The following is an 11,775-nucleotide window of genomic DNA, read 5'->3' as shown; positions in this document are numbered from 1 at the left end:
CCTTTTTACTGCAAATGAGATTTGATATGTTCCAGTAAAAGCCGGGCCTCTTCTTCCTGAGGGTACTTGGCCAAAAAATTGTTGAGGATATCGATGGCCTTACCCGCTTGCCCCGAACGGTGATAAGAAAAAGCCAGGATGGGATAAAATTCCAGACACTCTGGATCCATTTCCAGAATTTTTTCGACTACTTTAATCATCCCATCAAAATTTTCCGTCTCCCTTCCGGCATCAAAAAAATTCAGCTGTGCCGCAACATTATAGGGATTGCGCAGCAGGGCCTCCACAAAAAGAACAAAGGCCTCCTTTTGCTGACCCAGTTGCCAGAGCAAGGTTCCCAAATTTGCGTAGGGCTCACTGTATTCGGGCAACAAGGCAAGGGCCTTCCCAAAGGCCTTACCTGCCTCCGAAATATTTCCTTTCAGGGTCAATAATTTCCCCTGCAGATTATTTAAAAAGGGATCGTCCGATTCGAAATTAAAATCTGTTCCCAGTGTGGGTGCCCCTGTAGTCGGATCCTTCCTGTTTTCCAGAATGCCCCGAATGCCCTCAAGGAGGCTTCTGCCCTCTTGGGGAAAGAGGAATGAATTCTCCGGAGTAATCAAAACATCCAGCTCTCCTTCGCCAAAATAATCCATGGCCTGCCAGATATTTTTAATGGCGTCTACCTGCAATACCCCTTTAAAAGGCTCCTCTTTTATCCATTTGGGAGGCCTCTGTTTCAGCATTTCGGGCAAGGCATAAATTTTGAAATTTTCATTCCATTCTCCGACAATCTTACCTTGTGCCACCAAATCTTGAATAGAATCACGGGCACTCACAGCAGGCCTCACTTGAAAACCATAACTTTTTCCTAAGACCTCACCTGTCGCTAAGGAATTTGAAGAAATCATAGAGTATTACTCCTTTCTAACGAGTGTAATGTTGTCTCTCCAACAAATTGGGGAGAGGGAATTAAGGATGAACATTTTTTAAGAAGGAGCTGCTGTGCGTGGCTCAGATCGGGCCGTTCCTGCAGTACTTCTATTTTTTCTACAAGCCCAGTCCATTGCTTCTGCTCCGTGAGCAACACGACTTCATTCACTAAAATTTCAGGGTGCTCAGACTGCTCCTCCTTGGCTTTTTTTAATGCCAGGGCAGCCTTTTCCAATTGGGCTGTTTTAAAATAAAGATGTACCAGACGTCTGTTGGCCTCAAAACGGGTTCCAGAATATTGTTCGGCCTTCTCAAAACTTTTTTCAGCTTGTGCAAAAAATCCCAGATAAAGCTCCGAGACTCCCTGATTTAACCAGGCAATACTTTCATCCGGATTCAAGGTCAGGGCCTTACTAAAAGACAAAAGCGCCTCTTTGTGTTTCCCTAAAGATTGTTTTACGCTTCCTTCGTTCAAATAAAAACCTGGATGATCGCCTATCTTTTGACGGCCCTCATTCAAAATCTCTTGGGCCAACACAAAATTTTTCATCTCAACCAGAATGGTGGGCAAATAAAGATAAGGGGTCGGATTACTCGGTTCCAATTCCATCACTTGGGCATAGGCCTTTGCCGCCTCAGCATATTTTTTTTCCTGATGCAGAATTCCACCCCAGACCAACCAGAGTCGCACATATTTGGGGTCAATCTTCAGTGCCTTTTGAAGAACTTCTTTGGCCTTTTCCACCTCTCCCATACGCCAATACTGAGCGGCCATTTCATAACACACATGGGCATTGTCCGAGGCTTTTCTATATTTCTCCTCGGTGATGCCCAAATACAATTCATCTTTTTTCCTTAAGACCTCCTGAGAATTATATTTTCCATAGTGATGAATCCGCAGGGGAACATTGATTTGAGGATACTCCTGTTTTTCATGTCGTGCATGTTCGTGGATTTCTCCCTGAAAACGGATTTGAGGATCTCTCGGAAAAAGTCGAGCCAGAGAAGAATCCATATAACCGGGATAGCCTTTTGCTTCCGGCACTTGAAGCTGGTTTGGCCTCCAACCACAGGTGTTCGAGTCGAGGCAATAGCTGGTCTGGATCAGTGTAATGATAGGCTTCTGAGGATGCAGAAGGAGTTGTCGGATTGGATCATGATCTTGCCTAGAAATGGCTTCATCGGCGTCGAGAACGAGGATCCAGTCGCTGCTCGCGTGCGCTAAAGAAACGTTGCGTGCCTCGGAAAAATCATTCTTCCAGACGTGAGAGATCATGCGCGCCCCAAAAGATTTCGCGATTTCTACCGTGGCATCGCTAGAGCCCGTATCGACAATGACCATTTCGTCGACGAGGCCCTGAACGCTTTGCAAACAAGCACGCAACCAGGCCTCTTCGTTTTTAACGATCATGCAAAGCGCCAGCGTGGGGCCTGTTTTTTTTACTGCAAGATTCATTTTTTCTCCAAAAATAATTTTGAATTTTCAATCCAAATCCAGACTCAATCGTAACCTCTTCAATAATTTTGCCAGGGCTGCCGCGTGAATTTGGGAAACCCTGGATTCCGTAATCGACAAGATGACTCCAATTTCCTTGAGCGTCATTTCTTCCAGATAATACAAGCTCACCACCTGCCGTTCTTTTTCTTCCAAATTTGCAATCTCCTCACCGAGCAGTTTTTTGACCTGTTCAATGTGCAACTGCGATTCCGGCGTACGAATGGCTACATCATCCAAAGTCTGCAGCAACATTTCTTCGATCGACTGAGGATTTTGACAAGAATCGTAAGGAATCTCTTTGCCAAAGGCCATCTCTGCCCTCATTTGATGGCAAGTCTCCAAATCGACTTTGAGTTCAGCACAAATCTCATATTCAGTGGGCTCCCGTTTGAGCTGTTGGCACAGGGTTTCAAAGGTTCTTTTAAATTTATTTACCTTTTCACGTGCAGAGCGCGGAAGGGCATCCATGCGTCGAAGCTCATCCATGATTTGACCCCGAATGCGGCATTCCGCATAGGCCTTGAATTCTTCTGGTTCGCGGGGCCTTCCCCAACTGAAACGCTTGACGGCATCAATCAAACCCAAAATTCCACTATGAATAAGATCATCGCCGTTGATATGTCTGGGCAGGCGATTGAGAATTCGGTTCACGATCCATTTCACGAGCCTAAGAAACTCAACCACCTTTTCTTGTTCAAAAGAAGAGAGGGCATCCGAGACCGGAGAATGTTGCCCATATTGTTGAGATTGTTGAGCCTGCACCGAATTCAAAATCTACTCCTTACAAAAAGGTTAAACCTTCCACACCTGCTCCCTCCGGCATCGTCCTCACAGATACAGCCATCCTTTCTCTCACCATCTTCTTTTCGGAAGAGAACTTCTTTGCTACTATCAACTTCTTTTCTTGGACTGGCGGCTTTTCCAGAACCAGGCTCATTTCGGGAACGGATTTTTTTTCTATGACGAACTTCTTTTCCAGGGGAAGTTCCGGCAGCAGAGAACCTCGCGCCGAAAAATTGAAAAAACAATCCATGATCCGCTCCAAAGTTGCTTCTTCAATATCCTCGGGAATTCGTTGCCCCATGGTAAAATAAGCCAGAGGCACCTGGCTATAGTAAGGCGCATGAAAGAGATTTCCAAAATTTTCTGTTTCATCCAATTTGGTAAGGATTAATCGATCAAAACGGGTGATACTAAAGCGCCTCATGATAGAGAAAAGATCTCCAAATCCCAGATGAGTGGGCAAAACCAGGGCGGTTTGAACAGACCCCAAATTTTCACAAGTCTTGGCCAAACGCGCCATTCTCTCATTGTCATAGGGAGAACATCCCTCGGTATCAAAAAGAACAACCTCATAATTTGCAAATTCAGTCAGATTTTGTACCAGTTCGGATTCATGAGTCACAAAGTAAAAAGGAATTTCATTCTCTTCTGCAAAGCGTCTCAAGGGCTCTTGTCGATGGAGAATGTCATAATCAATCGAAACAATAGCAATGGAACAGCCTTCTAGTTTGTATTTCAAAGCAAGCTTGGTTAAGGTGGTTGTTTTTCCGGAACCCGTAGGGCCTACAAAAGCCAATTGAGTAGACTCCAAACCTTCTCTTTTGAAGGGGAGGGGTTTTGGCATTTTTTTCATCAAATGATGCGCTGACATTTCCTCACATTTTTCCAGATCAAATTCTTCGCACTCGCTCAAAAGTTTCTCCGAAAGTTCATGAATCAGGGAAGATTGCAGTTCATGCTGGTTCAGCGTTCGACACACACTGAGAATGGCTCGTTCCATTTCCTCTATTTTTCTCTGATTCTGCTTTGCGAAATAGGCCTGAATGGGAGACAGCTCAGGGATCGCCCTCAGCTCAGGAGAACTTCTCAGTTCAGGGACAGGAACAACTGAACCCTGTTTGACTTTTGGCGCTTGGAGCACTGTTTCCTGAAAAGTTTCTTTCGGACTGGAAGTCTTTAAAGAGAAATCCTGGGTATCGACAGGATAAAGTGCCGCCGTCACTTCCAAACTGATCGAAGGATCTGCCAGGGGATGAGTCTTGGGCTCTACTTTTCGGGTAGAGAGAATCACCGCTTCAGGACCCATTTCCTTTTTGATTTTTTCAACCGCTTCGCTCAAAGAGCGGACAAGATAAGTTTTGATTTTCATGCGGCTTCTCCAATCATCCCTACCGGTTTAACCTTGGCGTGCCCTGCCACTTCAGCATGGGCGAGCACAGCCAGGTTCGGTATAAATTTTTCAATGAGGCGATAGAGATGGGGGCGCACTTGTTGGGAAGTGAGCACTACCGCCGGTTGATTATTCGCTAAATTCTTTTTGGCCTCCTGGCTAATCTGGGTCACAATGTTCTTCGCCAGATTGGGTTCTAAAGCCAGCTGAGGTCCTGAGCGACTTTGAGCCACAGATTGAATAATTTTCTCTTCAATCGCCCGGGAAAGGGTAATCGCATATAAACTCTGATCGTTCGCCACATGTCGTTGGGAAATGGTTCTTCCCAGGGCCATCCGAACTTGTTCAGTCAGCTCAAGCGGATCCTTGGTCATGGGAGCATATTCGGCCAGGGCCTCTAAAATGGTGGTGATGTCTCGAATGGAAACTTGCTCTCGCAACAAATTTTGTACCACCTTCAAAACCACGCCAAAGGAAAGAAGCTCGGGGAATAAATCGGCAATCAGTCGGGGATGCGTCGTCTTCACTTGTTCGATCAGTTTGGCCAGATCCTGCCATCCAAAAAGTTCATGAAGATTGTGACGAACCAGCTCAACCAGGTGAGTAGCAATGACACTGGAAAGATCCACCACCGTATAACCCGCCACTACCGCCGCTTCTTTTTGCTTTTCTGGAATCCAAAGTGCGTTTAATCCAAAAGTGGGGTCTTTAGTCGGAATTCCTTCTACAGGACGAGTAATCATTCCCGGATCCAGCGCCAGGACATGGCCTATCATCAGTTCTCCCTGGCCAATCACAGCTCCCTTCAGGAAGATACGGTATTCCCCGGGTCTTAATTTCAGATTATCCCGAATATGCACGGGAGAGAGCAACACACCCATCTCGGAAGCCAACTGTCTGCGGATTCCCACAATACGTTGAGGAAATTCTCCTCCTACCCTTTGATCGACAATGGGAACCAAATCGTAACCTACCTCGAGTTCCATCATGTCGAGGGGGGGAATAGCATCTACAGGTTGAGGCAAGGCCTCCTGGTCCCCACTCAGCCCCTCAGTGCCCAAGGCCTCTTTTTTGGCCTGAATATCACTTTGCTTCCAGATTTTAAAAGCCGCAAAACCCAGGAGGGAAGCCATCAGTAAAAAGGGAAGATGGGGTAAACTGGGAATTAAACCCAGGCCTCCGAGCAACATTCCGGCCATTCCCATAGGGCGCCACTGGCTAAGGGTTTGCTCCCCTATTTGCTGAGAAAGCCGGGTCTGAGAGGCCACTTTTGTAACGATGATACCTGCTGCCGTAGAAATGATGAGGGCAGGAATCTGTCCCACGAGACCATCTCCAATACTGAGGATGGTGTAGATCCGTGCTGCATCCGACAGATTCAAGCCTTGCTGAGCCATCCCAATCACAAAACCACCAATGATATTGACCAAGGTGATCACGATGGTCGCCACTGCATCTCCGCGAACAAACTTTGAAGCTCCGTCCATGGCTCCGTAGAAATCCGTCTGTTTTTCGAGCTCCTCACGACGTCTCTTGGCTTCCTTGTCGTCGATGGATCCGGCATTCAAGTCGGCATCGATGGCGAGCTGTTTTCCGGGCATCGCATCCAAGGTAAAACGGGCAGCCACTTCGGCAATACGACCCGCACCTTTGGTGATCACCACAAAGTTGATCACCACCAAAATGATAAAGACCACCATTCCAACCACCATGTTTCCGCCCGCTACAAAGTAGCCAAAGGCCTCAATGACACGACCAGCAGCGCCTTCCCCACTCGATCCATTGAGTAAAATCAAGCGGGTACTGGCAATATTCAGAGTGAGGCGCAATAAAGTGGCAAAGAGAATCAGGGTGGGAAAAACAGAAAAATCCAGCGGCTTATAGGCGTACAAGGCCACCAGGAAAATCAGAATAGAAAGTGAAATTGAAAAAACCAGAAAGATATCCATGAAAAAGGGAGGAATAGGAAGCACCATGAGTAGCACGATACCCATCACGGCAAGCACCAGGAACAGGTCTCCCCCTTCTCGAAGAATATTTCGAACTGGATTCTTTTCAGCCAACATACCAGTGAGCTCCTTTCATGAGATGACGCTTTCGGTACAGCTGATAGATATAAGCCAGAACCTGGGCCACACTTCGGTAAAATTCTGCAGGGACTATCTTTCCCACTTTTACTTTCTTGTAGAGGGCACGCGCGAGTTCGGGATACTCGTAAAGAGGCACATTGTGTTTCTCGGCCAGCTCACGGATAGTTTTTGCTAAAAGATCCTGCCCCTTTGCTACCACTCGGGGTGCCGGGTCTTCTCCCCGCTTGTAGCGAAGAGCAATGGCAAAATGGGTAGGATTGGTCACAATCACATCTGCCAAGGGAACTTCTTTCTTGATCTGGCGCTTTGCCCTCTCCAGAGCGACTTGTTTGACCTTGGCCTTCACATGGGGAGAAACTTGTTGTTCCTTCACTTCATCTTTTAATTCTTGGCGGGTCATCTTCATCTGTTTGGAAGTCTGGAACCACTGATAGATATAATCTAGACCGGAAAGGACTATTAGAAAAATACCGATTCGGAGAAGCAGACTTAAAACAACCTGAGCGCTCCAACTCAAACTTTCCATCATGTCCATTTTGGAAAGATAGACCATGTCACTAAACCTATCCTGGAACACCCCATAGGTAATCAAACCAATCACGCTCAGCTTCAAAAAATTCTTCAGGATCTGCACCATGCCATTGGAAGAGGCAAAAAGACGCTTGAAACCATTGGCAGGATTCAGGATAGAAAACCTGGGCTTCAGGGTCTTTACAGAAAAATGAAATCCGGTTTGTGCGAAGGAGGTGAGTAGGGCCACCGCAAAAATGCTTGCAAAAAGAATGACAAGAAAAGAGGCCGAATCCTGCAGATAGCGCTGCAACCAAGCGATAATCGTAATCCAGCCAAATTGGCTATCGAATTGCAGCGCACTCCGCACTGCATTGAGTAGAGTCGAGATCAGAGACTGGCCCTTGATGTAGAGGATAGAAAAAGCAACGCTCAAACCCATCAGGGTCCCCAGCTCCACACTACGTGGAATTCTTCCCTCTTCCCGAAACTCTTTCACCCTTTTTTCCGAGGGGTCTTCAGTTTTGTCCTGATCGTTATCGGCCATAGTTTCTTACCAAAGGTTATATCCCGTTTTCATCATCCGGTCGGAAAAGTGTTGAAATTGAGCAAAAATACCAGGCCAGCTCAGGTTAACCAGCAACAAGCCGCAGACAATATTAACCACAAAAGTAATGTTAAAAAACAAATTCATTTGGGGGGCCGCCTTTGCAATGATGGCCAACACCAGATGTACCGCAAACATCGCAAACACTACCGGAAAGGCCAGCTGAAAGGAGGCCTTAAAAACATCGTTTAGAGTTTGGGATAGGCCCCCCATCATGTGTCCCATCTGAAAATCAGGGACACCAATCGGTATTTTTTGAAAGCTCTGGGTCAGAACAAAAAACAGATTGTGATGAAAATTTACGGACAGTAGAAAAAGTAAAAGCAGGTTCACGCCAAAGGCGGCCAACATCGAAACCTGATCGCTTCCCTGGGGATTGATGATGTTGGCGATGGAAAATCCCATCTGAAGACCGGCAAATTCTAGGGTGAGAGTAACCAGTACAAATATAATCCGAACTCCAAATCCAATGAAGGCACCCAAGCCCACTTCCCGGGCCAAAACCACACCCAGCAATATGTTGTTGTGCAGAATGGCTTCCGGAAAAGGCCCCTGGAAAGACAGGGTCAGAAATGAAAGAGCCATGCTCATAAAAACTTTAATCTGGGGCGGAATAGGGGTTGAAGCAAACAGGGGCATTGCAGCCAGGAAGGCCCCGATTCGAAACGCCCCTAAAGTAACTTGTAGAAGTTCATTAACCACTGTCGCCTCATTGAATAAAACTGCTAAAGTCTCCCAGATAAGTCTTAAAATAATTCATCAAATGGGTGAGCATCCAGCTTCCAAAAATTAAAAGGGAAACCGCCATGGCGATCATCTTAGGAATCATGCCCACCGCAGGATCCTGTACCTGCAAGATCGCCTGCGCAAAACTCACAGTGATCCCCACTGCAAAGCCCATGACAAAAATAGGGGCGAGCACCATCATCGCCAGATAAATGGTTTCTCTCCCGATGTTCATGACCAGTCCTGGGCTCATCGAAAACTCCTCATTAGAGAACCAACAATCAGATCCCATCCATCGACCAACACGAAAAGCATCAGTTTAAAGGGCATCGAAATAACCACGGGGGGAAGCACCATCATCCCCATCACCAACAGCACCATAGAAATAACCAGATCGATGAGCACGAAGGGGAGATAAATCAAAAATCCAATCTGAAAAGCGGTTTTCAATTCACTCAACACAAAAGAAGGAATTAAAACCGCCATGGAAAGAGATTCCAGATTTTGTGGAACCTCTGTCTTTGACAAATTAATCAGCAACTCCAGATCGCTGCGTCGAGTTTGAGCAAACATGAATTTCTTGAGAGGTTCCGCCCCTTTCTTGAGAGCAGTTTCCTGATCAATCTTCCCTTCCATGAAGGGAGTAATAGAATCTTGATAAACCCGTTGAATCACAGGATTCATGATAAAAAAGGTAAGAAATAGGGAAAGGCCCACCAACACTTGGTTGGGAGGTGACTGTTGAACACCAATTGCCTGTCTCAAAAAAGAAAGAACAATGATGATGCGCGTAAAAGAAGTCATGGTAAGCAGCAGAGCAGGACCTATCGAAAGCAGGGTCATGAAGAGAAAGATCTTCATCGCACTTGCGACATCCGTTCCTCCCGCGGGATTGGATAAGGAAAAGTTGATTGGAGGAAGTGTCGAAGCCGCAAAAAGGGAAGAGGAGTTGAAACAGAAACCCAGCAAAAGCAGTCCCAGAGCTCCCCAAAATTTTTGTCTTGTAGACAAAATCATTTCCTTATTCTCCCTTAGGCGGTTGCAGACAAAGCTTTTTTGCCTTGTTCTTCCACAAGGCTTTCACTCTTTCGAAATCCCATCGAAGACATGGAGGGAAGAGGAGAAAGTTTTTGAACGACTTCCCGAACACGGTTTGAAAGTTTTTCCTTCGCTTCAAAGTGAAGTTGATTTTTAGAAAGTTGCAATTCTTCCAAAATTTGAAATTCTTTGTTTTGTTTTTCCTGGGCGGAAATAACCGGACGAGCTTCCTCTTCCACCTTATTCTGCAGAGATTGAAGTACCTGAACCTGCGAGGCTTGAACAGAAAGCAACAGGCGTGAGCCTTCCCAATCGAGCAAGACCACCTCTGTTTTTAGGCCCAGATTCAACTTTTGAAGGATCTTGAGGGGTTGATTTTTGGAAGCTTGAAAAACGCCGTTGGCCTTTCCTTTTGCGTTGAGGAACAAAAAGACAACCACAATCGAACTGCAAACAAAAAGAGTCCCCAAAACGGTTCGCATCCAGGGAAGACCTTCCTGATTTTTGGCCTGCGAAAGCACATTCACGCCTCGCTTTTCCTCGTTGTTTAAAAGATTATCTTCGGCTTGCAAGGTGGGAGAGAGAATAGGTTTCTCTCCTTTCCCAGTATTCGGATTCATTTTTTCCAACAGGTCTTGAACACTGGCTGTTTTTTCTACCGCCGGCTTTTCCGCTGCAGGAGCACTCAAGGGAGCAGCCTCAGTTGGTTTTGGACTCAGGGTTTCTGCATAAGCTCTCATATGGAAGGAAAAAAAGACTAAGAGAAAAAGGGTGAGTATTTTTGTTTTCATAAATTTTTCTGTCCTCTCTTTTAAAATAAAGACCTTTACACTATTTAATAGTTCTAACTGCTTGCTCCCATTTCTTTCGAATCTGCATTTTGTAAAACATTGGTAATTTTAATTCCCAAATTTTCTCCTGCTTCCACAACCTCCCCTTCCGCAATTGGCTTGTAGTGCAGAAGCAAAGTAAAAGGTTGCCCCACTTTTTGTTTCAAGGGAATGACCGAGCCCTTTCCAAATTTGAGTACATCTCCAAGACTCATCACGCTTTCCCCCAACAACACCTGCAAGGTGACTGGGACATCCTTCACCAAGGAAAGAGCTTCCTTGCTGAGAGATTCAAACTTTCCTACCGGGCTTTGTGCCTTGATTTCTTGTGTTTCCATATTTAATTTTCCTCAAAAAGTTAGGTCGAAAGATTTTCTATAATTTGAACTGCCCTGCTCTCTCCAATGGATCCCATTTTTCCCAAGAATGCAGTACTGCCGTTGATATAAATAGGGTGCCCTTTGTCATTGACCTTCAAGGGAAGCACTTGTCCCACCTGCAAACTAAGGGCTTCGCTCAAAAGAAGTGGCACTGTTCCCAACTCCGCATGAACCTTGGCGCTTACAGTCACCGAAACTGCGTGCAGGACAGAGGCTTCCCACTCCTCATCCCTCTGAAATTGCAGCGCCGCTCCTCCCTCTTGAACTTTGTTTTCATCAAATGCTGCGAGTAGATCCATGGGATAGAGCATCGAAAAACCATATTTACTTTCGCCGGAGGCCACCTCAAAACGAACGAGAATAAAATCATTGGGTGAATAAATTTTTGAAATGGATTCTGCCTCAACAAAAAACTTGTCCGGCTGAATAGAATATGCCCCCAGGCCCTTCCAAACATTGGTAGCAATCTCCAGAAGATCCTGTACAAATTGCCCAAAATAGTTTTTCTCTAACTTTGAAAGGGGAGTGCTCTTGCTCACGAAGCGATTTCCACCAAAAATGAAACTATAAAGAAAATAAAAGAAACTCCGCTCCACCACCAAATAGCCCCTAAGCGCCTCTGCCCCCGTCCCCCAGGAGACCACCAATAGATCTTCTACCTTTTGCCCCGAAAAAAAATCCTTGAACGAAAGCTGTTGAGCTGGAAAACTTTGCAAAACCTTGTCTTTTCCCCAAAGCAAATCCAGATGTTTTTGGAGCGCAGAAACAACTTTGCTTTGAAGTTCCTGGAGTTGTTCTACCTTTTTTGCAGAGCGGGCACTCGACTCCCCCAACCTATGAGGTTTTACTTCTCCCTCCCAAAGATGAAGAACCTGCTGCTGTTTTTCACCCCTGTATTCAGGATGTGCCTTCAATTGAGAAATCATACCCATTGGTTAAGCAAGGTCTGTACCAATTTTGTAATAAGTGTTTAACGGTGTTAAGTACTTGAAATAAGGTTTTTTTTAA

Annotated in this window: 12 protein-coding genes; all 12 read right to left on the bottom strand. The window is 45.8% G+C overall.

Going from position 1 to position 11,775, the window contains the following annotated elements:
* Nucleotides 1-5: 5 nt before the first annotated feature.
* Genes HQM15_04870 through HQM15_04815 form a run of 12 tightly spaced genes read right to left on the bottom strand, consistent with a single transcriptional unit; the run spans nt 6 to nt 11,693 of the window.
* Complete coding sequence (locus HQM15_04870; GenBank protein ID MBF0492091.1) at nt 6-893, bottom strand: hypothetical protein; 888 nt, start codon at nt 891-893, stop codon at nt 6-8.
* Entirely contained in the window at nt 890-2,371 is a 1,482-nt protein-coding gene (locus HQM15_04865) for a tetratricopeptide repeat protein (GenBank protein MBF0492090.1), read from the bottom strand. Before HQM15_04865 ends, HQM15_04870 begins: the two co-directional genes overlap by 4 nt.
* 27 nt (nt 2,372-2,398) lie before the next feature.
* Nucleotides 2,399-3,184 carry a FliA/WhiG family RNA polymerase sigma factor gene (locus HQM15_04860; GenBank protein MBF0492089.1) on the bottom strand — a complete coding sequence of 262 codons (786 nt, stop codon included), beginning with the start codon at nt 3,182-3,184 and terminating at the stop codon, nt 2,399-2,401.
* 10 nt (nt 3,185-3,194) lie between these two features.
* Nucleotides 3,195-4,565 (bottom strand): hypothetical protein, encoded by a 1,371-nt coding sequence (locus HQM15_04855; GenBank protein ID MBF0492088.1) that lies wholly within the window; start codon nt 4,563-4,565, stop codon nt 3,195-3,197.
* Nucleotides 4,562-6,652, bottom strand: a complete 2,091-nt coding sequence (gene flhA, locus HQM15_04850) for a flagellar biosynthesis protein FlhA (protein ID MBF0492087.1) — start codon at nt 6,650-6,652, stop codon at nt 4,562-4,564. The genes HQM15_04855 and flhA overlap by 4 nt, the downstream gene beginning before the upstream one ends.
* Entirely contained in the window at nt 6,642-7,733 is a 1,092-nt protein-coding gene (gene flhB / locus HQM15_04845; protein MBF0492086.1) for a flagellar biosynthesis protein FlhB, read from the bottom strand. Before flhB ends, flhA begins: the two co-directional genes overlap by 11 nt.
* Nucleotides 7,734-7,739: 6 nt before the next feature.
* Nucleotides 7,740-8,495: a flagellar biosynthetic protein FliR gene (locus HQM15_04840; protein ID MBF0492085.1), complete on the bottom strand. Its 756-nt coding sequence runs from the start codon at nt 8,493-8,495 to the stop codon at nt 7,740-7,742.
* A gap of 7 nt (nt 8,496-8,502) precedes the next feature.
* Nucleotides 8,503-8,772, bottom strand: coding sequence for a flagellar biosynthetic protein FliQ (locus tag HQM15_04835; protein MBF0492084.1), 270 nt, complete (start codon nt 8,770-8,772; stop codon nt 8,503-8,505).
* Nucleotides 8,769-9,536: a flagellar type III secretion system pore protein FliP gene (gene fliP / locus HQM15_04830; protein ID MBF0492083.1), complete on the bottom strand. Its 768-nt coding sequence runs from the start codon at nt 9,534-9,536 to the stop codon at nt 8,769-8,771. The genes HQM15_04835 and fliP overlap by 4 nt, the downstream gene beginning before the upstream one ends.
* Nucleotides 9,537-9,550: 14 nt before the next feature.
* Nucleotides 9,551-10,348 carry a flagellar biosynthetic protein FliO gene (locus tag HQM15_04825; protein ID MBF0492082.1) on the bottom strand — a complete coding sequence of 266 codons (798 nt, stop codon included), beginning with the start codon at nt 10,346-10,348 and terminating at the stop codon, nt 9,551-9,553.
* Nucleotides 10,349-10,401: 53 nt separating this feature from the next.
* Nucleotides 10,402-10,725 carry a FliM/FliN family flagellar motor switch protein gene (locus tag HQM15_04820; protein MBF0492081.1) on the bottom strand — a complete coding sequence of 108 codons (324 nt, stop codon included), beginning with the start codon at nt 10,723-10,725 and terminating at the stop codon, nt 10,402-10,404.
* Nucleotides 10,726-10,745: 20 nt separating this feature from the next.
* Nucleotides 10,746-11,693: a FliM/FliN family flagellar motor switch protein gene (locus HQM15_04815; GenBank protein MBF0492080.1), complete on the bottom strand. Its 948-nt coding sequence runs from the start codon at nt 11,691-11,693 to the stop codon at nt 10,746-10,748.
* Nucleotides 11,694-11,775: the final 82 nt, after the last annotated feature.

The organism is Deltaproteobacteria bacterium (genome assembly GCA_015233135.1).
Taxonomy (GTDB): domain Bacteria; phylum UBA10199; class UBA10199; order JADFYH01; family JADFYH01; genus JADFYH01.
This window is presented reverse-complemented; position numbering and strand designations above follow the sequence as displayed.